This is a genomic window from Xanthomonas sp. A1809 (genome assembly GCF_017746015.1).
GTDB classification, from domain to species: Bacteria; Pseudomonadota; Gammaproteobacteria; order Xanthomonadales; family Xanthomonadaceae; genus Xanthomonas; species Xanthomonas euvesicatoria.
In genome coordinates this window covers 612,904-639,460 of the sequence record NZ_JAGHWZ010000003.1, presented here as the reverse complement: position 1 = coordinate 639,460, position 26,557 = coordinate 612,904, and the positions used below count along the sequence as shown (strand labels likewise).

General features: G+C 56.5%; 21 protein-coding genes. 8 read left to right on the top strand and 13 right to left on the bottom strand.

Annotated features, from left to right (window positions below):
- The 6 genes from J7396_RS03885 to J7396_RS03860 form a co-directional block, all read right to left on the bottom strand.
- On the bottom strand, nucleotides 1-859 hold an 859-nt coding region (locus J7396_RS03885), incomplete at its 3' end, for a cysteine peptidase family C39 domain-containing protein (protein ID WP_244669496.1).
- Nucleotides 856-2,154, bottom strand: a complete 1,299-nt coding sequence (locus tag J7396_RS03880; protein WP_209260997.1) for an HlyD family efflux transporter periplasmic adaptor subunit — start codon at nucleotides 2,152-2,154, stop codon at nucleotides 856-858. The genes J7396_RS03880 and J7396_RS03885, both read right to left, overlap by 4 nt.
- Nucleotides 2,155-2,455: 301 nt before the next feature.
- Nucleotides 2,456-6,259, bottom strand: a complete 3,804-nt coding sequence (locus J7396_RS03875) for a zeta toxin family protein (protein WP_209260996.1) — start codon at nucleotides 6,257-6,259, stop codon at nucleotides 2,456-2,458.
- Entirely contained in the window at nucleotides 6,252-6,569 is a 318-nt protein-coding gene (locus J7396_RS03870) for a hypothetical protein (RefSeq protein ID WP_039446097.1), read from the bottom strand. The genes J7396_RS03875 and J7396_RS03870 overlap by 8 nt, the downstream gene beginning before the upstream one ends.
- Nucleotides 6,570-6,835: 266 nt before the next feature.
- Nucleotides 6,836-8,533: a type IV secretory system conjugative DNA transfer family protein gene (locus tag J7396_RS03865; RefSeq protein ID WP_209260995.1), complete on the bottom strand. Its 1,698-nt coding sequence runs from the start codon at nucleotides 8,531-8,533 to the stop codon at nucleotides 6,836-6,838.
- Nucleotides 8,534-8,794: 261 nt separating this feature from the next.
- Nucleotides 8,795-9,148 carry a helix-turn-helix transcriptional regulator gene (locus J7396_RS03860; protein ID WP_176214963.1) on the bottom strand — a complete coding sequence of 118 codons (354 nt, stop codon included), beginning with the start codon at nucleotides 9,146-9,148 and terminating at the stop codon, nucleotides 8,795-8,797.
- 188 nt (nucleotides 9,149-9,336) lie between these two features.
- On the opposite strand from J7396_RS03860, the gene J7396_RS03855 reads away from it, so the two are divergent.
- Nucleotides 9,337-9,648, top strand: a complete 312-nt coding sequence (locus J7396_RS03855) for a hypothetical protein (protein WP_057663700.1) — start codon at nucleotides 9,337-9,339, stop codon at nucleotides 9,646-9,648.
- Nucleotides 9,649-9,678: 30 nt separating this feature from the next.
- Nucleotides 9,679-10,071 (top strand): hypothetical protein, encoded by a 393-nt coding sequence (locus J7396_RS03850; protein WP_057663703.1) that lies wholly within the window; start codon nucleotides 9,679-9,681, stop codon nucleotides 10,069-10,071.
- A gap of 661 nt (nucleotides 10,072-10,732) precedes the next feature.
- Here J7396_RS03850 and J7396_RS03845 read toward each other — a convergent pair.
- Nucleotides 10,733-11,329, bottom strand: coding sequence for a hypothetical protein (locus tag J7396_RS03845; protein ID WP_184442105.1), 597 nt, complete (start codon nucleotides 11,327-11,329; stop codon nucleotides 10,733-10,735).
- A 752-nt stretch (nucleotides 11,330-12,081) separates the two neighbouring features.
- Between J7396_RS03845 and J7396_RS03840 the strand changes: the two genes are divergently transcribed.
- The 3 genes from J7396_RS03840 to J7396_RS03830 are packed head-to-tail and all read left to right on the top strand — an operon-like array spanning nucleotide 12,082 to nucleotide 14,840.
- A complete protein-coding gene (locus tag J7396_RS03840; RefSeq protein WP_057662769.1) occupies nucleotides 12,082-12,942 on the top strand; it encodes a DUF2306 domain-containing protein in 861 nt (286 codons plus the stop codon).
- Nucleotides 12,943-12,960: 18 nt separating this feature from the next.
- Nucleotides 12,961-14,049 (top strand): histidine kinase, encoded by a 1,089-nt coding sequence (locus J7396_RS03835; protein WP_244669495.1) that lies wholly within the window; start codon nucleotides 12,961-12,963, stop codon nucleotides 14,047-14,049.
- A complete protein-coding gene (locus J7396_RS03830) occupies nucleotides 14,046-14,840 on the top strand; it encodes a LytTR family DNA-binding domain-containing protein (protein WP_209260994.1) in 795 nt (264 codons plus the stop codon). The genes J7396_RS03835 and J7396_RS03830 overlap by 4 nt, the downstream gene beginning before the upstream one ends.
- Before the next feature lie 643 nt (nucleotides 14,841-15,483).
- Here J7396_RS03830 and J7396_RS03825 read toward each other — a convergent pair.
- The 5 genes from J7396_RS03825 to J7396_RS03805 all read right to left on the bottom strand — a co-directional run bounded on the left by J7396_RS03825 (nucleotide 15,484) and on the right by J7396_RS03805 (nucleotide 19,671).
- Nucleotides 15,484-16,374 carry a MobA/MobL family protein gene (locus tag J7396_RS03825; RefSeq protein WP_209260993.1) on the bottom strand — a complete coding sequence of 297 codons (891 nt, stop codon included), beginning with the start codon at nucleotides 16,372-16,374 and terminating at the stop codon, nucleotides 15,484-15,486.
- A 562-nt stretch (nucleotides 16,375-16,936) separates the two neighbouring features.
- Nucleotides 16,937-17,413, bottom strand: a complete 477-nt coding sequence (locus J7396_RS03820) for a hypothetical protein (RefSeq protein ID WP_209260992.1) — start codon at nucleotides 17,411-17,413, stop codon at nucleotides 16,937-16,939.
- A gap of 112 nt (nucleotides 17,414-17,525) precedes the next feature.
- Nucleotides 17,526-18,020 carry a hypothetical protein gene (locus J7396_RS03815; RefSeq protein ID WP_209260991.1) on the bottom strand — a complete coding sequence of 165 codons (495 nt, stop codon included), beginning with the start codon at nucleotides 18,018-18,020 and terminating at the stop codon, nucleotides 17,526-17,528.
- 31 nt (nucleotides 18,021-18,051) lie between these two features.
- Complete coding sequence (locus J7396_RS03810) at nucleotides 18,052-19,176, bottom strand: DUF4062 domain-containing protein (protein ID WP_209260990.1); 1,125 nt, start codon at nucleotides 19,174-19,176, stop codon at nucleotides 18,052-18,054.
- A gap of 57 nt (nucleotides 19,177-19,233) precedes the next feature.
- Nucleotides 19,234-19,671, bottom strand: coding sequence for a hypothetical protein (locus J7396_RS03805; protein ID WP_209260989.1), 438 nt, complete (start codon nucleotides 19,669-19,671; stop codon nucleotides 19,234-19,236).
- A gap of 713 nt (nucleotides 19,672-20,384) precedes the next feature.
- Here J7396_RS03805 and J7396_RS03800 point away from each other — a divergent pair.
- Nucleotides 20,385-21,554: a site-specific integrase gene (locus tag J7396_RS03800; protein ID WP_209261015.1), complete on the top strand. Its 1,170-nt coding sequence runs from the start codon at nucleotides 20,385-20,387 to the stop codon at nucleotides 21,552-21,554.
- Between the two features lie 166 nt (nucleotides 21,555-21,720).
- Complete coding sequence (locus J7396_RS03795) at nucleotides 21,721-22,158, top strand: hypothetical protein (RefSeq protein ID WP_209260988.1); 438 nt, start codon at nucleotides 21,721-21,723, stop codon at nucleotides 22,156-22,158.
- An 8-nt stretch (nucleotides 22,159-22,166) separates the two neighbouring features.
- Here the strand turns inward: J7396_RS03795 and J7396_RS03790 are convergent, their stop codons facing one another.
- Nucleotides 22,167-22,856: a hypothetical protein gene (locus J7396_RS03790; protein WP_209260987.1), complete on the bottom strand. Its 690-nt coding sequence runs from the start codon at nucleotides 22,854-22,856 to the stop codon at nucleotides 22,167-22,169.
- Between the two features lie 180 nt (nucleotides 22,857-23,036).
- On the opposite strand from J7396_RS03790, the gene J7396_RS03785 reads away from it, so the two are divergent.
- Nucleotides 23,037-26,486: a DEAD/DEAH box helicase gene (locus J7396_RS03785; protein ID WP_209260986.1), complete on the top strand. Its 3,450-nt coding sequence runs from the start codon at nucleotides 23,037-23,039 to the stop codon at nucleotides 26,484-26,486.
- Nucleotides 26,487-26,557 lie beyond the last annotated feature (71 nt).

Genomic DNA, 26,557 nt, shown 5'->3' with positions numbered 1-26,557 from the left:
AGCGACTTGAAATATCCCCGGTATGCCGCTTCACGAAATACGACTGGGGTAGCGACACCAGGTGACGGAACAAGTTGCTGCTCCACCGCAAGCCGGTGGTGGAAGAGATCCACAGCAAGGTCCACTTCCTGGCAACGGTTAGGACGAGTTGGACCAAGAGCACGATCGAAAAGCCGATCGCCAATGTGGTGACCAGGCCATCGTCCTTGACGCTGAGCACCTGATCCATGGTCAGTCTCAAGTATTGCGGTGCAATCAGCGCGCAGCCTTCCAGGAACAGCGCCAAGATGCCCACGACCCAAAATGCGGGCACTAGGGACCGAAGCGAGCCTGCCAGATCACGAAGCGATACCGATGGCACGCTCTTGATCTTCTTGAAGGCCGGGCCTGGATGCGCTTCCAACGCAATGCCGCTAAAAACCTCATCGAACTCGTCGAGCTTGATCTTCTTGACGCCGGTCGCAGGATCGCTGATGTGCACGTGCCCGCCCCGCACCGCTGTGAGCACGACAAAGTGCCCGTGGTGCAGGTGGACCATGCAAGGCAAAGACAGCTTGGGCAGTTCGTAAAGCTCCAAGCGAAGCGGACGCGTTGTGAGCCCGTTGGCATCAGCGATTTCAATCAGCGAAGCGAGCGTTGCCCCACTGGTAGACACCGTAAAGCGGTTGCGAAGCTCACCGAGGCTCGTTTCATGGCCGTAGTAGGAGAGCAGCATCGCAATGCAGGCCAGGCCGCACTCGCTCGACTCAGTTTGGCGGATATGCGGAACACGGCGCTTCGAGGAGAACACCAGGCTTGGTTCGGCAGAGCGATCCGGCTCGGCATCGCCATTGGCGGATGGTGTCAAGACATCCTTCATCGCTTTTCACCCGTCAAGCGTGAGCCCATGGTTTGGAAGGGGTCAAACATCCACTCCCAAATCTTGCGCCCCTCCAAGATCAGTTCCGCGTCCACTTCCATCCCCGGAAGGAAGGACTTCGCTTCTTGGGCGACTCCGATGGTTTGCGAGGGCAATGCCACCTTGGCGGTATAGACCGGCTCAGTAGGCGACTGGCGACCATAGCGGCGCTCCAACTCGCCAAGGGGGCTGGTCTGGGTTGACAGCGATGCGATGCGTCCCTGGATGGCGCCATACTTTGCTTTCGGGAATGCGGCGATATTGAGCAGCACCTCGGTGCCGACCGTCACATGTCCGATGGCTCTTGAAGGAATGAGGATTTCAGCCTCGAACACCGACTCGCTTGGGGTGATGGATGCAATGATCGAGTCGGTGCCGATACGCTGACCTTGGGATGCATAGATCGCTGCGACCGTGCCGCTCAATGGTGAGGTGATGGTCTGCAGCCGGTCGGACTTGGCTCTGGCCACTTGATCTTCGATCGTGGATTTCTCGCGCTCGATTTCACTTGCTTGCCTGCTGGCCGTCGTCCTTATCTCGGTGATTTCACCTAGCAAAGCTGCACGTTGATTGCGAAGTGTGGACTGTTGCGCGCGGGCATCCTGGATCTGAGCCTCTGCATCCAAGAGAGCGTTTTCGTAGGTGAGGTAGGTGTATTTGGACACATACTTCTCAGCAAGCAGCGGCTCAATGGTCTTCAAAAGTTCTTGGTTCTTGGCATATTTCTTTTCCAAGATTGAAATCTTACGAGCGACTTCCTGCAGCGCACCGCTCGTTTCTTCGACTTGGCGCGTCAGTTCCCGTTCGCGCTGGCCAGAAAATTCATGCGTCTGCAATTGCTCCTTGGTCAGCTCTTCTGATCGGGTGAGCGCACGCTTGATCGTCTCATCGGATAGAGAGCGGCCCGCTTCGTCGGTGGTGTCGGCTGACAGCTCCGCGAGCACTTGGCCCTTTTTGACCAAGGCGTTGGGCTTTAACGTCGTTGACAGGATGAGGCCAGGCGTTCCACTTCGGATGTCCACTCGCCCATGCGTCGAGATGATCTGGCCTGATACATGCTCTCGCTTGGAGTAGGACGCGGTTAGAACAAATGTGGCCAGCAAGAGGAAAAGCACACAGCCACAGCCGATCCAGATCCGGATGGACGAGGGAAACGCATCTTTTAGGTCGCCGAGTGTGGAAGTTGTCTCCGGCCCCTTTCGCTTGCGAAAGAGCGGTTGTTCTGCGTCATCCGTCTGACCTGACTCGCTATCCATAGCACCTACACTTCGAGATCTACTGCACAACTTGCGTGAGTTGAGGCTACCCGCGCAGACATTAAAATTACATTTGCGTTTTGTTGATCTGGCGTTGGCATTGGCGCCAAACCTAAGGCTGCAAGCCCCACGCTATTGCTTTTTCAGCAACCAAGGTTTGCGTCAAGCGAAGGTGCGTTGCGCAAAGCGCAGCCGCACATTGCAGAGTCGGACCACGGCGGATAGCGCACAAAACGCGTCAACATCACTTAGCACGTGCTGCTCCCAATCGTTATCACGCCGATCCTAGGCTCCCACCACATCAGCCACCGCCCCCATCACCACTGGACGCGTCTGACATCATTTGCTGCTGAGAGTGGGCAGCGAGCGTCATTACGGGGCCCGTTGGGTTCTTGTCGATTTCTTCGCGCTCGCGCTGGAATTGCCCCATCTCCTGCGTCCGTTGTTGATCCAATGCCTCTGTCTTCTGCAAGGTTTCATTGATGCCAGGCGATGGCGTGTTGAGCGCGGTTTCCGAGTGAAAGCCGGGCGTTTTTCCAAAGACAAAGGCGACATCATCTTGGATGGTCACTTTGCGGAGTTCATCCGCGCGCTCGATCCCTGACTCTTTGACGGCATGGAGCACCTCGGCCGTCTTTTCATCAGATATGCCCTTCGGGAGCTGGGCCTGGATCGCGGAGAACAACGCGTAATCCCGATGATCAGAGGGAAACGCTGGCTGAGCGACATCTTGGGAGGGTCTCGCTTGCTCGACCCGATCCTCATCGTTCATACCTGGGTTTGAACGCCCGCCAGCCCCACCGAAGCTCGGCGATGACACATAGGAGGAGGTCATGCGCTCAGGCAAGATGATCTGTGCCGGCGCTTCGCTCTGTGTTGGGATTGCCGGCGACGGCGCTCGCACCGCCTCTTGCTGCGTTGCCTGCAATAGAACAGCCGATGGCGCGTCGTTCTGCGGCATTCCTACTCGGGCTTGCTGCTCGCTGCCCTGCTCCACTGCTGCATTTGCCGATGCAGGCTCCGTGGGTTTCAGAGCTTCTCGACGCGCGTGTTGTGCCTGGGACAATGCAGCATCCAAGTCTTGGCCGGCAACGCCCGTTGCAGGCAAACCCTGGTCTTGCTGGAACCGCCTTACCGCATGTTCGGTCTCTGGACCATAGTGCCCGTCTTGCGGCACGGCCTGACCGTTTGGCCCCCGGGCATCCACTTGCTGCAATCGATACTGCAAGAACTCGACCTCTTGTCCCCGGTCGCCGAGGCGCAGCCCTTCCACTTCCTGAAATGAAGGCGGCGTTGGAACAGTTGCCTGGGTTAGAGCTTCCTCACGAGACGTGAGAGCTGATGAGACCGATCCGACGCTCGGCGCAGATGCGCTTGCCGTGGGTGGGTCTACTGGTTCTGCCTTCGGCTGGACTGCGCCGGCTGCCGAGGGTGCGGCAACCTCAGGTGTTCGGGTTTCTTGGGATTCGCGCTGTGGGACAGGCTCGGGCTTTGGTTCGGCGGGCCTAGCGACCGGGCGCACGTCTTCTGGCAGCGGCGCGTTGACGGGTGAAGGGATCACGACCGGGGCAGGCGTTGCCATCTCCGCAGCAGCAGGCGCGTCGGGCGTGCGTGCAACTTCTCGGTCTCGCTGCACGTCAATGGCTGCCTGAGGCGCTTGGGTTTCATCCACATGCGGAGCGGTGACGGTCGTTGCGGCGAAGCTTGCGACCTGTTGCGCTTCTTGCGTCGAAACGCCTTGCCGATTGGCCTCCCGCATGGCCTGCTCGTAGGCGTCACGCTCTTGGGGCGATTGCGCGTCAATGCGCAGCTCGGGTGCACCCGTCGAAGGTGGTTGCTCCTGCCGAACTGATTGCAGCTGCCCAAGTGCCTGATGAATCTCATCAGTGCTGGTCGTTGCTGCAACACGCACTACACCATCGGCGTCACGGCTTAAATGCTGGATTGGGCTGTCCACCGAATATTGACCGGTCGCATCACGCTCCAATGCCAAAGAGCTGGTCGCGGCATCAATCCCGTTTGTCTCACGGGTTTTTTGCACCGCAAGCTGGATCGCGCCTGCAGTCTGGGCATTGGGCGCAACGCCATAGGCGGCATACGTCGCTTCAGTATTGGCCTGGTCTTGTTGCTGCGCCGTTGGCGTTTGCCGCGCGCGCATCTGTGCCATTGCCTGCGCATGCTGCTCCAAGGCCGGTTGCAAGCGCTCACGCGTTGCATTGAGTTCCAGCGAGACATTGCCTTCGGCAACAACGCCGTCATGGCGCCACTGACCTTGCGTATCGCGCTGATACTGCCTGCCGTCCGATGCTTGCAGTGAGTCGGGGTTTAAAGCGGCTTGCACGGCCGCTGGCACAGGGCCGAAGTCGTCCCAGCCATTGCGCTGATAAGCAGCTTGATAGGTCGCTGCAATCGCGGCCGGACCTCGGGCAATGTTGGCGTCCACCACCTGAGCTGCCTGCTGGTCCAGTGCAGCACTGCGCTCGGGGCTTGCCGGATCCACCGTCCAGACAGGTCGATCGTTCCGATCGACTTCGTCGGCGATCATCCGTGACCACTGGCCACTTGCCGGATCATGCCGCCAATCACGCGCATAGAGATGCGCCGCATCTGCCTCACTGGATGGCTGCACATAGGGATTACTGGGTTGCACCTTGCCCAGCGCCTGCTCGGTCGCTTCACCACTGGCGTGATAGTTCAGCTCGCGCGCTTTTTCAGGTAGCGCGAACATGCCCTGCTTCTGTGGGGTATCCGCGCCATCGTCTTGCAGGTCGGCTTTTTCTTGGCGAAGCCACTGGCTGCCGTTGAACTCCCAGCTCACGCCCTGCGTGTCGGTTTGCGTATAGATCTGGCGGTTATCCCAGAGCGTCACGGCCTTTTCGGCAGCGGCACTGAATAGATAACCATCAGCCACCACCAGGGCGACGGGTCCGGCACCACTTGTGCCAACCACAGCAGCGGCAGCGGCGCCCCCCGCCCAGCCGCCCGCACCTCGGGCAGCAAAGTGCAACGCTTCTGAGCGCGCTGCGGTGAGGTTGTCTTGTGCCAACAGCGTGCCAACACGCTCTCCGGTTTGCGACGCGTCGTAGGCGGTCGCAGCAACGCCCAAGCCCGCGAGCCCTGCCGTCATCCCGGCGCGACGCAAGCCCGGGATCTCCGGCTCGGGCACAGGCACGCGTGCAGGCGGAGCCCCCGGCCGCACGAGTTCATCAATGGTGGCGATGCCTTCCATGCGACTAGCAACTACATCGCTCACCCGGAGCTTGGCATGCTCCTCAAGCAGTTTTGCTTGGACAGCAGGATCAGATTTCGGGATCGCCTGCACGTGTTCCGGTAGATCACGGTGCCAATCGACTTGCTTTTGCCAGGCTTCCCGAAGATGCTCGGTGAAAGCGGGATCTTTAAGCCGCGCGTTGCGCGCTTCCTCCATCGCTTGACCAGGCATGCGTGCGTCGGTGCGACTATCGTAAAGCTCGATGCCCTCACGATTGAAGATGCGGATGGGCACGTTGCTGTTCGTATGGATGGTATCTAAACTGACAGGGAGCTTTCCGTAGATTGCATCACGCGCGCCCTCAGGCACATGGCGACCGTAGCCTTGCCTGTCGGTGTTGGCCGTAAAACGCTCATCGACACCATGCTCACTCTCCAACTTGGGAGAAGCAACAGCACGCACCTCGACCTCATAGCCCTGCTCTTGCAAGCCCTTGATTAGCGTCTCCGATGCCCACTTTCCATCGCTTAACGTGGTGTCGAAGATGAGGTTCTTTTTTTCGGCAGTCGCTGCCATGCGCAGCTCATCGGCCCAAGAGCTCGCGTCCTTGTGGGTTCGACCAGACCATTCATAAGGATTTTCGCGTCGAAAGTCAGCAACGCGCGGGTGGTAGCGGCGCAACTCATCGGGGTCGATTGTGACCGCATTTTGATCAAGCTCGGCCTTCGCCTGAGCGACAAGGCCGCCCTTACCCGCACCAGGCTGGCCGCCCAGAATGACTGCTTTCGGCTGCTGCTGGGCTGTTGAATTGATGAAATCTGGGGCGGTTAGTATTTGCTCGCGTAGGATCTGCTCGTGGATCCCTTTCGGCAGCACATCGCTTTCATCAGCCATGACGATGACTCGAACTTGGGAAACCAAAATAGTCCATTAAATTCTGCTCCTTCCATGTGCCCTTAGCGGCGCTATGAAGCATGAGTAGATGCGTTGCCTTCGCCAGTGCGATTGCTTCTTGGTCGCCCGTTTGTTCTGCAATCCTGAGCTTTTCACGTGATTCGTCGATAAAGGTATCAAGACAGCCCTCGATCGCCCAGATCGCAAACTCCAAGGGAGGGGTAATCGGCGATGGCTTATCGACCGACTCTTGGAGCGCACTTTCCAACCGCGCGATGTGATCGGGGTAATCCTTGAAGCTTTCGCGCAAGCCTTGTGGCACTGGCGGTCTTTTGCCGACCGAATCAGGGGAAGAATCGTTAGTCTGAGTCATAAAAGCATCCTGATTGAGGCGTTGCATTGGACGTGGAAGATTGGGCTTGCGCTTAGGCGTTGCTACGGACGCCCCCGGTTGCAATGGCCCTAACTGCTGCACAGTGCGCGCATTGATTAATGCCAGGTCACGCAGAAGCTGTTGACTGTGACTGCCATCAGCCTTCAATCGATTCTGAGGCACATTGGAAGGTGTGCTATCACTCATGCGGGGACCATCTGTAAGGCTTCAATCTTCACCCTTGGCAACAAGCGCTTGGTGAAGTAGGTGTCTTCGTAATACTTAATCTTCTCGCAGAGCACCGGGCTTGGGATGCCTTCATAGAGGAAGACCTCCTTGTCAAAGCCCATCGCCTTCAACTCCTGTGGCAGCATCAATGCGCGACGTTGCTCGGTCTCGGAGTAGGACACACTGCTTTTCTTGCCACTGGTGTGCGACTTGTTCTTCTTGCGCACCGTGGTGTAGCCAAGCATGTCCGAGTAGTCGTTGGCGTCTTGCTGCTCGCGCGGGGCGTAGACGATTTGCAAGGCATGGTTGGTGATGATGGTGCGCGAGACATCCTTGCCATAGGTCGCGTCCAGCTGCGCCATGCTCTGGATGATCGGCAGCAAGCGGATGTTGTAGCCGGCCATGTAGCTCACCGCGCTTGCAATGATGTCGACCCGGCCGATGGACGTGAACTCATCCATCAGCAGCAAACACTGGTGTTTGAGCGCCGGATTGTTCTGCGGCAGCTCTTTGGTGTTGAGGTTGATGAGCTGGCTGAAAAGCAGGTTGATCAACAAGCGGCTTTCGGCCAGCTTGTTCGGCTGGATGCCAATGTAGATGCTCATCTTCTTCTTGCGCACATCCGTCAACAAGAAGTCATTGCCGCTGGTGGCCGCATCCAGGATTGGGTTGATGAACTGGTTGAGCGGCTCCTTGAACGTGCCCATGATCGAGGCGAACGTCTCTTCGGCTTGCGAGAGCAAATTGTCGAACGCCATCTTGGCGTCGCGACCCAGGAAGTCGCGCTGCGAGAGCTTTTTGAGGTAGCCCTTCAAGTCGCTCCCATCCCCAGACGACACGCGATAGAGCAAGCCAAGGGTTGGGAACATCCAGGTGTCTTTCGGGTGCTTGCGCTTGATCTGATCGTCCAAGCTATCGAACAGATAGAGCGTAAACGCCATGAAGGCGTTGCGCGCTTGGCTCACCCAGAACTTCTGGGCGTCGGAGCCATCCGGGTAGAGCATCGCCGCCACACTCATCAGATCCGACACGCGAAAGGCCGGATCGGGCGAGATATAGCTCAGCGGATTCCAGCGGTGCGTGCGCCCGTCTTCGGCAAAGGGGTTGAACAAAAAGACCTCTTGCCCCTGGCTCTTGCGCCAGCCGGAGGTCAGATCGAAGTTTTCCTGCTTGATGTCCAGCACCACCACCGAGCCTTGGTAGTCGAGCAGATTGGGAATGACGATGCCCACCCCCTTGCCCGAACGCGTGGGCGCGGCCAGGATCACAAACTGCTGACCGGGCAAGCGCACCAGCTTGCCACCGTGCTTGCCAACCACAATGCCGGTTGGCGACGGTTTGAGCATGTCCTTCTTAGCCAGATCACTGCCAGAAGCAAAGCGCGCGTCGCCATGCAAAGCGGCGGCCTTTGGCTTGAACAGGGGGATCAGCAGTGCGATCCAGGCCACAAGCGGCACGCCGAAGCCGAGGCCGCCAGCCAGCTTGATCTTGGTGGCATAGGGAGCGAACTGCGGGAGGTCCAGCGCTTTGACGTAAGACCAGTAGGTGCCGACGGTGAGGGGACCGGCCACCTTCAACAGCATCAAGATCAACTGACCGGAGAGGTAGACCCCTGCAATGAAGGCAAGGATAAAAAGCGCGATGGCAACACTGAGCTGGGTCTTGCCGGTCATGACGCGCTGCCTTCCATCTGTGCTCCCTGGCTTATTTGAAAACGACCGTCCGCTCGCAAGATTACAGGATCACACCGCCTGTTCAGATCGGACGCGCATTGGCATCTGTGTAGGAATTGTCTGACGGGAAGCATGCCAAGACAGCAACGGGACTTTCGCACCATGGACGAGCCGGGCCGCTGTGCTGGGCTCAGCCGCAATTTTGCGACGTCCTTCGCTGCTCCCCAAGTGAGAGCTTGTCCGTCGAATAGGTTGTTCGGCCTACTCTTTTTCGGACTTCGAAGGAGACGATGCGGCGAGTGTCGACAAGTGTTTCGCCAGCTCTTCCTGCTGACCCTCTGGCAGTTGGCGCACCAGCTCGATGATCTGACCAAGTCGATCAGACTCGGCGACCAAGGAACTTAGGGACACACCAAGTGCATCAGCCAGATCCAGGGCAGTCTTGAGATCTGGGACATGCGTGCCCGTTTCGTAGCGGCTGATGCGAGCCTGAGCGATGCGACTCTCCAATCCAAGAGCGACACCCAAGTCCTGTTGCACAAGGCCAATTGCTAGGCGGCGCGCTTTAAGCCGCGCAGCGAACAACGACAGGATGTCAGGTTGGGGGGTGCTCATCCTTACAAGGATGAACGTGAGTTACGCGCCTTGCAAAAATTCGTTGAACGAATCATTCGTTGAACGCATACTGACGTTGCCGCGGCACGCTGTCAACTGCAATGGGCCGATGCCAGAGGCGGCCATGCGGCCTTACACGGCTATGCATCTGTGCCAATCCGTTTGCTCTCGCTTATCTAAGGATTCCTATGTCCAAAGCTCGCTTTGCCGTCATCGGCACGTTGATCGTCTCTCTGGCGGCTTGCTCGGGTGGTGGCCCATCTGAAAGCGAGCGCCATGACGCGTTCTTGCTCTACGTTAAAGACAACAGCAATGACAAGGCCAAGATCGAGGATTTCGAGAGCGGCAAGTGCGTCAAGGCTGAAGGCGCGCCGAGCTACACGTGCGATGTCAGCGCCAAGGTGGAAGCACTCGGGCAGGATTTCGGCAGTCAGATGGATGGCGTCTACACGTTCACTGAGATCGGCGGGAAATGGAAGATCACTGGCCGCGTCCAGTAAGCCTCCCCCACCTCTTCAAGGAGCCCCGCTATGACGGTTTGGACTTTTCTTCTGATCGTGCTTGTCGGTAGCGCAGCACTCATCGCCGCTGGTTCTGGCTACGCATTGAAGCTCCACAGCGCCAAAGCGGCGTTCAAGGCCAACTACCAACGCGCGCATTTTTCGCGGACGACTGCCGTGGCACTATCAACCGAGCGTTCTTCCATCCGACTCAAACAAGGCCGAGCGGTGAAGACCTATGGGTTCACCGACATCAGGGCCTGGGACAAGCACTGGCATCGCTCCAAGCGTGAGGGGACCCTGACCGTTAGCGTGCGTGATCTGGATCACCCGGTTTGGACGTTGAAGTTTGGTGACGAGACCGAGATGAATAAGTGGTTTGAGCTACTCAGCCAAGCGATCAATGATCGGCTAGTGTCGTAACGATCTCGGTGATGTGATCCTCAGCGCTCACACGTAACACGCGTCTCGGTGTCTAACGGCCAAATTGATGCTGCGCAGGTCTTTAGATTCACGAAAGCGCAACATCGATGCGCGTGAAGATGTCGCCCTGGGCGAGAGTGAAGTCGATGTCCACCAAGCTCAGTTGCCCCTTCGTGCGATCAACGACAAAAATTTGCCGTTTCCGACCTTGGGGAAAATTCCAGTAAGCGCCTGGCGATGGATTGGGCTCCAAAAAAAACGATAGTTCAGATGGCCTAAAACTCGTTGCCGGGAAACTATCCACGCAAGTAAGCAGCACTGAGGGAGCGTATTCTGGCGTCATCCCGACCAAGCCCATACCTGATGGGCCTTTGCAGCTTCACAGGCCGCCAACAGCTCTGTCCAAGTCAACCCCGGCGCAAGAGCCCTCATCCGGTAGTAGACGCCGTAGAGATTGTCTTTAACAAACTTCTTGGCAGCGCTTGCGGCGCCAGGACTCTTCGAGAGTGAACTCAAATATTTGTATGGTGCATGAGACCTTGTAATCGTCGGGCAATTCGAATTCGCGCCGTGAACAAAGTGGGCGGTCGTCTGAGCATGCACGCCTCGAAGCGCCATCTGCTGACCGCAAATCAGGCACATCAGAGTCGCACTCCTGTGCTTAACGAGCCACTGCTCCACGGTCACCGGCTGCTTCAAGGGATCGCCAAAACGATACGCGTGTCTCATTGCTGCTTTCCTGCCGTTTCAATCCTCGCCACACTAGCTCATCGCCCAACTCACCATCAACGGAAAGATGTTGGTGAATTCGACACACCAGCACGTCTATCGAAGATCCTGGCATGTAAATAAGGTGACCGGATCGCAGTCCGCCCGAAGCCAAGCGATGACGACGCCGACCAAATGCTGCCATGGAAGCTTCGACAGCACTTGGCATGCGCACTGAACGATTTGCATCATTGGCCCATGTCACTACATACTGAGCTTCACGGTGATTTTTTCTCGCTGCGTGTGTGCAAATGCGAGCAATTCTAATGAGCCACCGTTGCCAGGCAAGCGTGGCAAGCCACCAACGCCAGACTTGGCCTCTACTTTCAAACACCAGCTCGCTGCTGTCTTCGCCACTGCCGTCCAGACTTAGATGCCAAAACCGAAGTGATGTATTGTCATCTGGCGTGAGGTCCTTCCAAAGCACCATGCCAAGACTATTGAAGTAGTCTTGGATGAGCTGGTCTGCGTTGTCGGCAATGTCGCGCATCCATTCAAGCTAAGGCAAATAATCCTCACGTCAATCGGGAGGCTTATTGGGCTCGCCCATGCCCTCTTGCCTTCAAGGACGTGGCCAGCTTCTTGGAATCACCCATCTAGCGATGATTCCACTTAGAAGATGACGCGCCATTACCGGCATTGATTGCCTGGAAGAGCAGGCGCACTGTCAGTCTTTGATGAGTGCGGCCGTTCGCGGGCTCGCCAAACTCGCTCTTAGGCCTGCCCGTTCGCGCTGTCGCTGGCCTCACCGCTTGCTTTTCTGATTTGGCGCGTCGTCGCTTCTTTTGCCATCCCCTCTTCCATTGGCTCAATGCTCCCCATGCCTTGGGTCCTCGGTTGCATCAAGCGTTCTGCTTTGGGTCCGTTCGGCGCTGTGCGATGGGGAGAAGTGCCATCAAGCGGCTTTGTGCTCAATATCGCGTGAGCAAGTCTTCGAAGCTCGCCTCACCAGGCGTTGTGGGCAAAACATCACATCGCCTTGCCAAAAGCTTATCAGCTAGCCTTCGACGATGATCAACTCGCTCAGTGTGCCCTGCTTTTTCCAAGGCGCGATTGTGACCATGCGAGAGGCAATCTTGGCAGAGGTATTCGGCCCGCAGACTTCGATTTGGTGTAGCACGTTCCATCTAAACCGCCCGCCCCGCCGTCATCCATCCACCCTCACCGTCATTCGTCTGATTCCCCGAGACACCCGGTCTCCTTCGCGGTCATCTTCGGCGCACCTCATTTGAGCTTGATGCCATGACACTACCTGGATTGCTGGTCTTAACGTCGCGCCAAGTCAGGTCTCCGGACAACACTGAATTCGGTCAAAAGGCCCTAGGAATTGCTGCCATGGGCTGGGTAGTGAGCGCTGCACTGGGGCAGCTCATCTTTGCCACCTACATCGCAAGCTTCTACGGGCGAAGCACGCTTTCTGGACACCCTGAGCGCTGGAACGAAGTCATGAACCGGGGCTTCATTGCCGGTGACCATGTCTTCAACTGGGTTTTGGGGCTGCACCTTCTGATGGCGTTGACCATCATTCTTGGCGGGCTTTTTCAACTCGTGCCAGCCGTGCGACGACATGCGCCTGCCTTCCACCGCTGGAACGGGCGGGTCTACATGGTTTTGGCCACTGCCTTAGCCCTCGGCGGCCTGTCGCTCGTTTGGATCCGCAAAGGCGTCGCTGGCGATTTGCCGCAGCACCTCGGGACAAGTTTCAACGCAGTTCTGATCTTGTGGTTCGTGGCGATGGCTTGGCGCGCAGCTCGGAACCGCAATTTTGAGCACCACCGCCGCTGGGCACTACGGCTGTTTTTAGCCGTGAGTGGCGTCTGGTTTTTTCGAGTTGGCTTGATGCTTTGGCTTGTCATCAACCAAGCTACTATTGGGTTTGACCCAAAGAGCTTTACTGGGCCAACGCTCACTTCCCTCGCGTTCTTGCAAACCCTCTTGCCTCTGGCGCTCCTGCAAGGCTACTTTCTCGCCAAGAGAACCAAGCGTCTTGCGGTGCGCCTGGCGGTGGTGGTCATGCTCAGCCTATCGACGCTGGCAACGCTTGGTGGCGGTGCTGCTGCCACAATGATCATGTGGTGGCCAAACATGGGATTGAGTGCGTAACTGAGACTCACTACCGCTATGCTTGGCATCATGCCGCTTGAGACACCCCTGCCTACCCTGCGAACGGTGCCGCCGCTTCTAAACGGGCGGCGCGTAGCGACCGTTTCGGCGATTTGCATCCTGCTCTCCGGGGTGCTCGGGCTCGGTTGGGATCGCTGGACACCGCTCATTCTGCGTGTTTTTCTAATCGGCAGCGTCATGCTGTTGACCTTTGGGTTATTCGAGCGTTGGCCCAAGCGTCTCCCGTCCTGGTTGGCCCGTTGGGTGCTCCAAGTGGTTGGCGTCGGGGCATGTGTGTTGCCCTGCACCCTTTCGATTTATCTGTTCACCACCCTGGCTGGCTCGCCTCCATTCTGGGAAGATAACGAGCGTGTCAGTGGGTTTCTCATGCTCACCGTGACAGCAATGCTGGTCGGGCCTTGGGTGGCACTGGCCGCCTTGGTCCGCCAAAAGGATGCCTTAGCGCGCCATCAGGCACTGAGCTTTGAAATGCAGCGGGTGAGCCTAGAACGCCAAGCACTCGATGCACAACTGCAACTCCTGCAACGACAGGTTGCTCCGCACTTCTTGTTCAACACGCTTGCTAATGTCCAGTCACTGATTGAGATCCACTCTCCGCAAGCGCCAGTGCTCATGCGAAGCCTGATCGCTTACCTGAGAGCAGCCGTGCCGCGTTTGAACGATGCGTCCACGACGCTTGCCGAAGAGCTTGCACTCACCAACGCCTACCTTGAACTCATGCACATGCGCATGCCCGATCGTCTGAGCTATAGCGTTGACATGCAACTTGACCCCAAAGCAGTCCATTGCCCCAGCCTCATGCTGCTGACATTGGTCGAGAACGCCATTAAGCACGGCATTGATCCTTGCGAGGACGGTGGGCAGATCGAGATCAAGGCCTGGGCTACAGAGCGCCACTGGCGCTTAGTGGTTGAAGACACTGGCGCAGGGCTTGGCAAATCCAACCAGGGCCTTGGCACAGGGCTTACGACACTTCGGGATCGACTCACATTGAGCTTCGGTGATGAGGCAAGCCTTACCCTGGTCGGAAAGTTTCCTCGCGGCACGAAAGCCGAAGTCGTGCTTCCATTCGAACTGCCCCAATGATTACCCTGTCCCCCACTGCCCTCATTGCCGACGACGAGCCATTGCTTCGCGACGCGTTGGTTCGTCAACTATCTCAAGCGTGGCCTGCGCTTCAAGTGCTGGCTCAGGCGCGGAATGGCCGGCAAGCCTTAGAGATGTTTGAGCAACATCAGCCTGATGTGTGCTTTCTCGACATCCGCATGCCGACCCTGTCGGGTGTGGAGGTGGCCCAAGCGATCAATCGGCGCGCACATGTGGTCTTTGTCACTGCCCACGACGACTATGCTGTCCAGGCGTTTACCGAAGGCGCGCTCGATTATCTCGTCAAGCCTGTCGAGCCTGCACGTCTAGTAGACACGGTCACCAGGCTCCAAGCCCGCATGCATGAGTCCAAGCCGCCGCTGGCGGACCTTGCAGAGCAGCTCAAACGCCTGGAAGCGCAACTTACCCTTCCCCTAAGCCCGCCGAAGACCTATTTGCAGTGGATCCACGCGCAATGTGGAGCAACCGTCCGACTGATACCGGTCGACGCTGTCGACTACTTCCAGTCCGACACCAAATACACACGCGTGGCGTGGCGAGATGAATCAGATATTCTTTGCGAGGCAATCTTAAGCATGACGATCACGCAGCTTGCTGAGATATTGGATCCGCAGCGGTTTGCTCAAGTTCACCGATCAAGCTTAGTCAATCTACACGCTATTTTGCACTTGGTTCGGGGCGAGAACGAAACGGCCCGGATCTATCTAAGGCGACGCTCAGAGACGCTTCCTGTGAGCCGGCGCTATTTGCCGCAGTTTCGTGCGTTCTGACCTTCCCTTTCTCACCCTGCTCGCGTGGCCTATAGAACTAAAACCAGAACATTCCGTACGGTCTATTTATGCTCTTGGACAACTTGAGATTTATCGAAGCTGATCAATGGTTGTCTTTTAAGCGAAGAGATAATTTAAAAAGCGTACATCAAGGGTCACTGAGCGGCTTGATAACAATAAAAAGTTACGGGAATTTACTTTCTGTATCAGTCATTTCTTACAGCAATTTCCATGACGACATCCAGACTATTTACTATTTATATGTTATTGCAAAAAATCCGTAGCTGACCAATTGCCTTGAAGTGTACCGGCGCAGGCCTCTACTCAGTCAACACCTATATAGATTCATCCAAAGGAGGCCGACTCGCACGATTTGATCCGAGCCCATATTTTCAGGGTAGTGATAATTAAAATTCATCAGCGAAGAATCACCAGACTGAAAAATCCTATTGACACCTGTGCATCTTCTGCTACGAATCAAATTTATCAACACTTTGATTCCTAGCCATGCCTCCCTTCGCCAGTCAGCAAGCCCCACCTCTGACCCACCAAGAACATCAACTCCGCCAAGCTCATGTTGAAGGCTGGATCGCCCAACAAAACGCAGCTGGCTTTGGCGTTGACCAGCACATGGCAGACGCCCTCAATGCGTATCTTGATGGCCGCTTCGATCTGCTTGGATTGCTGACAGAGTTGCGTCGTCCCTACTTGAACTGACCCCGCCAGTGGGTGACAGCATGATGGGCATCTGCGCCACCGAAGCCTCATCAACAGAAGTATCCATGCCCGGCCCTTGACGCTCTCGCTTGGCCTGTTCCGCCGCGTGGCCATCCGGCACGCTCAACAGTCGCCCCTCTTGGCGGTAGCGGGACAGAAGCTGTTCGAAGCTTGCTTGTCCTTGGACAAAGACCCCGTTGCCTCGCATCGCCTTTAAGCGTTCCGTCAAGGGTCGATGCTCAACGGCTTTACCGATGCCGGCTTGGGCAAGGTGTGCATTGATCCGGTCAGCGATCATGGCGCGGATCCACTCGACTTCCTCCTTGCCATTCATGCGCCCGTCTAGCACACGCGTCTTTGTCGTCAGCCCCGAGGCTTCCATGCGCCTGGTTGTCGCAAGCAGATGGCAATAGAAGTAGCGAGGATCATCTTTGGTCGGACGATGGTGGCTGGCCTGCAACGCAAAGCCAAAGCGCTTGATCAGGCGATGTGCGATATCGAGCACCAACTCCCAGCGCTTGGGGTCATCGAGTTCGTGCGGCAGCGCGATGGCGAAGTCGCGGCAGACGGTGCTGTTGCAGCGTCGCTCTGCCGCTTCTGCAGCGGCCCAAAGTGCTTGCGCGTCATCGGCCCATGCCGGCGAACCAGGTGGTGCCAGGCAACGCGACTGGATGATGCCCGCCCTACCCCGGTAGTCGTGGCGCGCACCTGAGGTCGGATTGGTGAGCAGATAGCCGCCGCGATAGGCGGCAGCTGCAATTGCAGAGTGCCCCTTCGCTCGGCTGTAAGTTTTGATGCGGGTGTGATAAATGGCCATGTGTATTTCCTGAGTCAGAGTTCATCAGTTCTGACTCAAGATTTGCCAGGGCTCAAGAGCGTAAGACGGCTATTTTCGAGGGTTCTACTTTGCCTGTTATGGAATCAGGCCAGACTTCGATCGACCTCAAAAATCTGCCCCAGGCTCACGAAAGGCTGGGCAGGATGACAAAGCTCAACACTCCATTTAGCAAATCGCCTCACTGCTCCACGAGGTGCCTCGCTCAGGAATTGCGCCCTTATACCGAAGGCAAAGTTGCCGATATTGCCCATTGGCCTTGCATAACCTCAACTAGCGAAGTCTTACTCAGTCAGAACAAACCATGCGCGCCAGACGTCCAAATTTAAAATGCACAGTTGACAAGCCAAGAAATTACCCTATGAAATAAACAGTTAAAGGAGATGAAATGACCGAGAAACCACCAAAATCCGAAAGATATTCACTAGCCATTACAGCCATTTGCTTTTTCTTCTTTTTACTTGGCATCGCGTGGGGAATCGCCTGCTCACTACTGGTTCTTCTTTAATTACATCGGATCCTATGCCATTTGAAAAGTAATTCGTCATTGCATTAACGAAATAACCCACATAACAAAGCCGACGAGCGAACCAAAGAGCGACCAAAAACGCGCATTGGTTTTTGGAACGACTCCAACGGCAGCAAAAAAGAATATTACAGAAATAAAAACTAGATTCATTGGCGAAAAGGGACCAGTAACCGGCAAATTCTTAAATATAAACGCTATTACAGCGGCAAAAATAATTGTTCCAAATGCCGCTGTCGCTGACAACCAAGCAGGGATTCGGTCAAGAACACGATCAAGCCTTGCCTCTACTCGATTTATTACGGTGAGCATCCTGCCGATGACCGATCTCTCCTGAGTAGGCACCGCCGGAGTTGCTTCGGGCACTGGCTCTTTAACTGGCACCGAGATATTAGATCTCGTTGCACCCTGCGAATTTTTCTTCGATAGCAATGCGCGCGAAAGCAATACGATAGCAGCACCAGCAAGAAGAATTTCGGGCCAATTTTTTCTCAATTTAATTCAACTCCGCACTGGGGCGCTTGTGGCAGCTGGAAACACAACCAGATCATCATGCCTCATGGAGCTCCAAACGACCCAAGTCTATGATCGCCTACAATTGGTGGGATTAGCGAGGAATTCGATCGACTTCGAATAGACGTCCCAAGCTGACGAAGGGCCGAGATGGATGACAAAGCTCAACACTCCATTTAGCAAAGCGCTTGACCGCACCACGGGGATAGTCACTACGGAGTTGTCCATCCATGCCAAACGCGATCTTGTCACCCAATTGGTTGGGAATCTGACCCACTACCACCGCTCCATCTGCCGTGAGTGAGAGTGATGCAGTATCCACCACATCATGCGCCGGGAGCACCCCCTCTTTCACTGATGCGAACCATCCAAACGGTTCGGCCAGAGTCAGACATTGAGTCATGCCCTCTCCTACCTTGAAGAGCGAACCTGCGCGCTCTCCTTGGAGCATCAAGAAAGCGAGAACGGGCTCTGGTTCTTCCTGCTGGTTGTTGACCAACATTGCCCAACTCTCTCGGAAGAGAAAGATGCTGCCAGGCAAAAGATCATTGGGCAGCCGATCTGCAAAAGCTTGTGCGGGAACGCTCATTGATTTCTCCCGGTTGATGTCCTACTGGATCTCAGTTGATCCAACGACGGCGCAGCAGCACGACCAGATCTTCTCCGATTCGCTGAGCGTCCATGGATAGCGCTTGCCTGACTTGGTGAGCTGGCGTAAGAAGCACGGGCGCTTGGTGCTCACCTTGCCGGTAAGGCACCTGCATGCTGTTAGGACTGGCCTCGTGCTCTGCGCGGGTCCTCCAAGCACCAGCATGCTCTCCCAGTAATCGCACGGCAGGAACGACATGGCTAAGCCGTTCGGTGGGGTCAATCTGACCCAGAAGCCAAGCGGCATAGGCGATCGCCGCTTCGAGCTTCTCAGCGACGCTTTCTTCCAAGACGACCGGTAGCCCCATACCGCGTTCTGGCGGCGGAACAGGCAAGCTGATCAGGACATCTCCGTTGGGCCAAAGTCCGATCGACGCGCCGTCACTACGCTGCGCTTCCTGGACCAACACGAGCGCCTCACCGTTCAAGCCCGCCGTCATCCCCAGGCTCCGATCAAAAACGGCTGGGACTCCAAAGAGTGCATGCTGTTGCATGGCGTCCAGAAGGGGCTGAGCTTCCATCTCGGCGGGGCGAAGCACCGTTGTGTTCGGTCCAACTGCAACAGCAAGCTGCAAGACCGTGCCATTTTGCTGATAGCCGCGCTCGATCCGTGGGAAGAGCGCCAGTGCACGATCGCGCAATCCTGTTGGATCGAGGGGCGCCACGGCCTGCGTCAGCTGGAACTGATGAATGGCACGAGTTGCCTTTTGTCCCAGTTCATCCGCTGAGACAAAGCCGTCCCAGAGCTGACCACCTTGCCAATTGCCGATCTCTCTAATCAAATCGGCTTGATCCGGTTCCGCTTCCATGCCCGACTGCACGAACATCAGGAGTGGCTTGCGGTTCCGAGCCTCATTTACCTCCTCGTGGGTCGCCGAGACGCCTCCTGCCTGCTTGGCTCCGTAGCGAGGCCCAAGAACGAGGATGACGAGGTCCGCCTCGCGCACACCATTGAGGCATGCGACCTGAGGGGAGCTTGCCCGCGCTCCGAAGTCCTCCGCCATGATGGCTTGATGACCGAGAAGCTCGATGGCCTGCTTGACTGCTGCTCGCTCGGCTTCCATTCCGGTGATAAGCGAACTGATGAAGATTTTCATATCGAACCTCCTTAGTCAGCAGACGATATCCAGATCGCGGCATTCTCAAAATGAAGACTAGGCCTTTTGAGAAGTGAGGTCCAAGCGACGCTCTGTTCGGTCGATCAGCGCCTTCTGGCGTGTGATGTAACCCTCTCCCTTCCTCAGGCGCGCGATCATGCCAAGCGGATAAATCACACACCCGTAGATCGACAGGCCAAGCAACCCTAGCCCTGGCACGATCCACTTCGCTCCGTCGGTCATAAAGGCCACTGGGGCAAGCATGATCGCAATGCCCAAGATCCCAAAGCAGCAAAGCACTTGGATTAGCAGGAACTGCACAATATGGAACTTATCTTGGCCAAGGTGCTCAATCTTCCGCAGCTCAGCTCGATTGATGGCTAGGCTTATCCGATCGTTCCAGAAGATCGCTTTGCCGTAAGCCCAACGCGCTAAGTAGATGACCGTTGAAGCCACCACGCCACCGATCACCGCTTGTGCCAACCAGTTGTCCATGCGTTATCCCCGTCAGTGAGTTTACGGGCTCCTGAGGTCTGCGTGTCAGCCCCTGCCCCAGGGCCGATCTCAGCCGAGTTGTGTCTCAAATTCTGCGACGCCCCCAAAATCATCCCTGCCGACACTGGGGGACCGAATTCGGATTGCCTAACTGTCTTCTTAAGAATATTTAAATTAGGCAAATCCCTCGTAATTTATCTGGCGTTCATTTTATTTGCGTGAGATATCTCTCGCTTTTCGTCATTTTGTTACTTTTAAACACTACAAGCGCATTGATGGTTTCAAACCTATTTATACCACTACAATCATTGCCACATATAGCTTTTCGATAAAATCTTTTATGAAAGTCAAACTGAAAATGTAGCTGTCTGAATGGGAAATAGTGAGATCACCTTAGGCAATCATCGGCACGAAATTTCTGTCCTATTTTATCATTGACAGAAAATCCCCTCCCCTTATCAAACGTCTACCTCCTCAACATTGGATCGTAGATGCACTTTAAACACTCCCAACTTCATCAGTATTTGCAGCACCCCAAAGGTCAGTTATTCATCCGAAGCATTCGCATCGGCAAAGTCGAATTCACTGACATGGTCGTTCAAGACCGAGCCGGCGCGCTTCACCTTCAGGACCTGGTCCAAGCGACCTATGACCATCATGAAAAGCTGCGACGGCTTCGCCGATCCGGAACTCGCTATCCCGAGCCTTTGCCCTTGGCCACTCCGGCGCGGCTCCTTTCTGAAGAGGTCGACGACTTCCTCAAAGATAAAGAACGGCAGAACCTTCGCACCACCACGATCGATGCGTATCGCCGCACGCTTGCCATCTTGCACCGCGTGAGCGGCAACACGTCCGTTGCCCGGATCGACCACACGCATATCTACCAAATGTGGGATCTGCTGCGATGGGCGCCCGAAGACTTCATGACCAACCCCAAGCATCAGGGGTTGACCGTCGATGCCTTGATCGCCAAGGGTCAACGTCAAGGACGGCCACAGCCGGCCAACGCAACACTCGAACTGCATCGGCGCTTCCTCGCGTCCTTCTTCAACACCTTGGTCAAGGCTCGCGCCATCCCACACTCCCCCATGGATGCATTCAAGCCGGCCAGAGAAGAACTACTGGCTGATCATGACGAGCCCGAGCGGCTTCTCTCACCGGAGGAAATCCAGAAGATCTTCAACCCCGAGACCTTCCTGCCCTGGGCCAAGAAGTATCCGCACCGTTGGTGGTGCCCGCTCATTGCGCTTTACACAGGCGCCCGGATCAATGAGATCGCCCAACTCAAAGTGGCTGACATCATGCAAGACCAAGGCGTGTGGTGCTTCTCGATTCAGAAGACCGTGGACGAAGACCTGGCGCAAAGCGCTGGCAAGCGCAGCCGGCAAAGCCTCAAAGGCAAGAGCGCGATCCGCAAGGTGCCGATCCACCCAAGCCTCATCCAGGCGGGCTTTCTCGACTTCCTGGCAGACATCAAGGCATCTGGTCACCCGCGCCTCTTCCCCAACTTGTCGGCTGGCACCTGCCGCAAGACCGGTGAGCCGAATGGGCGCTACAGCCAGGGCTTCGTCAACCAGTTTGCGGCTTACTTGAAAGGCCTAGGCTTCGGCAAAGGGATCGGATCGCACGCCTTCCGCCATACCCTGGCAACAGAACTCGATGCCAAGGGCGTGCGGGTGGAGCACATTGCCTTGATCACAGGTCACGCGCTCGACAAGAAGGCGCCCGTGCTGCAGGACAACTATGTCCACAAATCGGCCGGGAACACTCGGAAGATCCAAGTGGAGGCGTTGAGCCACTATCAGCCGGCTGTGACACTGCCGAGCTATGTGCGTGGGCAGTTTAGAGAGAAGCTAAAGAGGGGAGCTAAGACCTATCCATGAATCTTGACGGCCGCCTTATACTGCAATAGCACATTGGTGTCATGGATGAGGCAGAGGATGCCGGACATCACAGATCATTGATCGAAAGGTGGCAATCAAGGATAGTGGGTAACGCCGCGCTCGTGGCCGCGTTATACTTCGCGGCCTTACTCAAAGGATGAGAGTCATGGCGTTTGTGGATGATGTAAGGAATATTCTGGGGCCGCTTGACGTTTACTGGGAAAACGTTGCGTTGCGACTTGAAATTTGGGGCTTTAAGCCATTTCAAGCAGCGGTGTTGATCGCTTGGATGGTTGCGCATCAACGCGGTGGAAAAACCAACCTTAGCGATAAGGATGCAGCGCTTCTTGGCCAACTGGAAAATCAGCTGATCGATGCTGACGCACCTGATGAGCCCTCCGCAAGCGCAGAGCGGTTGCGCGCATTGCTTCCGTCGAATCCTGCATCTCCAGATTGGCTAAGTCTTCGAGCACAAGCCGAGGGGATTGATCCGCGTGCCGGTGTGATGGCCTATCTCTTCGCCGCATTTTTGCGCGGCGAACTAACGATAAACAACCTGAGGCCAACCATCAAACGCGCTCAGTCGTCGCTGGGCTACCGCTGAGCCTGCCCTTAGAGTCGAGCCTGTCCAGCCCTTGCCCGGGCATGCGGGGTCGCCCAAAATAGCATCTCTCTGGCGCGCCTAGCGCATTCGCGCGCATAAAGCGTTGCCATATCCGCTTGCTCCTTCTTGGTCATGCAAAGCTTCGCCCAATCACAACAGCGCGGCCAAAGCAGACACATGCAAGCTTCATTTGAGGCGATCTGAGCATTGACGAAGGCGCCCAATAACCTATCGCCTGGCTCCACGAACGCCATCAAGTTCTCCAGGCACGATGCATCGCCGATAAAGGCTGCGCACTCTGCAAGCTTGACCAACTGAAAATCGCTCAGATTTTGACCCTTAGGATAACGCCTAATGACCAATCGGATCATGGCAGCGCGGAAAGACGGACGTGTATAAAGCAGCTTCAAAACCACGGTTAGCTGCTCATCCACTTTGACATTGGCTCGAAATCGCGCCATCACATGATCGTCCCGCTCGCGCGGCATCGAAAGAGCAAGCAACAGCATGTCCATCATATCGGGCTCATCAAACATCCATTCGAGATCTTCGGCATTAGCGGCCCCCAGCAGCTCATCCACCCAGGGTGTAGGCTGGTCGACGTACGTGGCGGTCCACCTCGATTGATGAACGCCGGCCTCGCTCCAAGCTTCTAGAATTTCAAATTTGTTCGGACAACGCCGCGTGTCTTGGCTCATGAACACCTCCAAGCACAAGATTAAGATCTCTATGCATCTTGTCAATTCGCATCATCGGCACGATTCGCCCGAATTTCTGCTTGCAGGATCAATTGGTTAGCCTCCCTCTGGTCACAAAGCCTTGCTAGCGCCGAAGCTTGTCCTACACTGCATGGGTAGCCCGCAGACCTGAGCCCACGGATGAGCCGCCCGCACCTATCTAAATCCATCGACCAGCTCGAAGAGCTTTACGCCGCATCCCTTTCCGACGAGGCCACGCTTGCAGAACTCGCGGAGGAACTTGGCTTTCGCCGAACTCCGCGTGCCAAGGAGCTTGCTACCGAGGTTGTCAATGCCTTGGATCGCTACCGGGCACAGGCCCGGGCTGACAGCGTGCACAACCAGGCCCCGCCTACACCGCGCTCCCCTGACGCCCCAAATGAGCCAACGCATCTTCGTCTTGAGCCGAGCGATAAGGCGGAGCAGCAGGCTGGACCCATCATCCCCCCGCCTGAACTCGATCCGGTGAATTACACCAATCGCGCCCCCGACATCCTGGACGCTTGGTCGGCTCTGGAAGTGCTGTCTCCTACCACCTTCAAGCGCCGCGCAGAGCTTGCGAGCAATATTGCGCAGAATATCGTTTCGATCGGACCAGGGCTGCCTTGGGATGGCGGCTCCGCCCGCTCCAAGCCCAACTTCAAGGTCTACTTTCATATCATCCTCGGAACACTCGCAGCCGAGCCCGCTTTCAGCAAGCTTCTCACGCGTTTTCAAGACGCACGCCCCAACCCGCCCAACATCAAGGGCGAGGTCGTCCTGGCGTCGATCTTGGTCGACAAAGATGGGCTTCTGGCCGGCGAAATGCCGGTGTCCCTCTCAGCGTTCGGCTGGGGACTGCCTGTGGCACTTGGCGGCTCATTGCAAAGCTTGGCCGCTTGGACACAGGAGGAAGGACGCCTGATTGAAGGTCTGACCAAGCAGCTCCGCCCCGACCCAAGTGGGACGGATACACCGATCACCTACGCCACAATCCAACAGGCGTTCTCTTGGCTGGTGCAAACCCTCGGACTCCCTGCCGAGCTGGTGCAGGGCCCGCAATTTGCCGTCGCTGCCTACACAGGCTTTCGTAGCAGCCTCGTCCCGGACCCACTCCTGCTCAACAGCTTCTTCTTGCGCGATCTGGCCCGAGCCAAGGATCGCGCAATGCGTCAGGCGCTTCCACCCGCGTTAGCGCGCTTCTTAGGCCAGACGAAGCCCTCAGAACGCCATGATCTTTTGCATGATCCCCAAGCGCTCGACCAAGCGTTGTCACCCGCTACTACGCCCTCGGGGCGCTGGATCACCCCACCCAACCAGCGTCCTGCGCTCTTGCAGCAAGCGGCGGTAAACCTCGCCTCGCAGTTGCCTAAAACGAGCCCCTTGCTGGGCGTCAATGGTCCTCCTGGCACGGGCAAGAGCACGCTACTGCGCGATGTTATGGCCGATCAGCTGACGCGTCGGGCTGAGGCCATGTGCGCCTTCGATGATCCCAAAAAAGCCTTCAAATCTGCATGGAGTAAACGCATCCGAGGTGAAAACCAGGAGCTATTTTCTCTCGATCGGTCGCTTCGTGGTTTCGAAATGGTCGTGGCAAGCTCAAACAACAAAGCAGTCGAGAACATCAGCGAAGAGATCCCGGCACTCGGCTCCATTGCCAAGGAAAGCACGCTTCGTTACTTCGAGCCTTTGGCAACCCAGCTGCTTGGCAAAGATGCCTGGGGTCTTTCGGCAGCTGTCCTGGGGAACGGCACCAATCGCTCCCGCTTTCGAAAGGCGTTTTGGACAGAATCGCATCTCTCGTTCAAGACCTACCTGGAACGCGTTAGTGGCATCACGCCGCGCCAAGAATCTGATCTTGAGGGCTTAGCTGAGCTTTGCCAAGCTCCGGCCAATCCAGCTGAGGCGATAGCTCGTTGGCAACAAACAAAACAAAACTTCCAAACCCGCTTAGCGCAAGTGCGCAAGCGCTTGGCGGAATTGGAGGCACTGCGACAGGCGCTGAGTGCACTGCCCTCTCTTCGGCAGCGCGAAGAACACGCCTCGCGGCAAAGAGCCGATGCTGAGCGAAGCGCTGCCACAACGATGGAGACTTGGCAGACAGCACAATCGATATCAACCAACGCCAGGAGCCAGCTTGAAAGCAGCCAGGAAGCGCTGAGCCAACACGAACGCAATCGTCCCAGTCTGTTCGCCCTGAAACGCCTGTTTGGTTTGAGCGGCGCCAAGCAGTGGGAAGCCACGCGCACACCTCTTGCTCGCGCTCATGATCAAGCACAAGGTGCCCATCGGAAAGCAAAATCAGAAGAAGATGCTGCGCTCGAAGCATCTGAGCAAGCGCAAAAGGTTATCCATAATGCCAGCGCATCTCACGCAACAACAAAGGCTGCACTGGACAAGGCCCTTGCTCAATGCGGAAGCATTCAAGTGGGCGACGGCGCTTGCGTGCTTGATGCGAGCTTCCATGATCTTGCACACGGCGCTAAGAATTTGGCGTTGCCTTGGCTAGATCGCGATCTTCAAACCCAGCGTTCTGAGCTATTTGAAGCGGCCATGGACGTCCACCGGGCGTTTATCGATGCGGCAGCCTTACCACTCCTTCGCAACTTGAATGGGCTTGTCGGCGGCAACTTCAAGCTAGGCGCTGATCGCAAGCACCTGGCGGAAGATCTCTGGGCAAGCCTATTTCTAGTGGTGCCGGTCATTTCTACTGCTTTTGCATCGGTCGAGCGCATGCTCAACCAACTCCCTGACGAGAGCCTAGGGTGGTTGCTGGTTGATGAAGCGGGCCAAGCAACGCCTCAGTCGGCTGTTGGTGCACTGCTTCGAACCAAGCATGCACTCATTGTGGGCGATCCATTGCAGGTAGAGCCCGTGGTCCCGCTGCCGCCCGTGCTCACGCAAGCGGTGATGCGCGAGTTTAAGGTTGATTCGGATCGCTTTGCTGCTCCTAACGCTTCTGCCCAAACGCTTGCTGACGACGGAAGTCTGCATTGCGCGCGCTTTGAAACCACATCAGGTTCTCGCGCGGTTGGCGCGCCGCTGTTGGTGCACAGGCGCTGCGCCTCGCCGATGTTTGAAATTTCCAATCGTGTGGCCTACAACAACCTCATGGTCCAAGCCAAAGTGCCTGGTGCTTCGATCATCCGGGATGTCTTGGGTCCTTCACGCTGGATCGATGTTCGCGGAAGTGGGCGCGATAAGTATTCGCCTGAGGAAGGCGAGCAAGTGGTAGCGCTCCTGCGAGCGCTGCACGCAGCTAGCATCAAGCCTGATCTCTATATTGTCACGCCATTCGTCGTGGTGCAGGACGAACTTCGAGACTTGGTCCGCCGCTCAGGCTTACTCAACAGCTGGGTGGATAGCCCTTATGAGTGGACCAAAGAGCGCATCGGGACCGTACACACTGTCCAAGGTCGCGAAGCCCAAGTTGTGATCTTCGTGCTGGGCGCTCCGCAAGCTGCCCAGCATGGTGCGCGCGGCTGGGCTGGATCGACGCCGAACCTCCTCAATGTTGCAGTCACGCGTGCCAAGGAGGCAGTGTATGTAGTTGGCAATCGATCGCTTTGGTCAGGAGCCGGGCACTTCGCGATGCTTGACCAGATGCTTTGATAAGAACGATCTGCCTAAGCGAAGTTTTGAACTGAGCCTTTTTTAAAAGAAACGCCACCTGCATTTCAAAG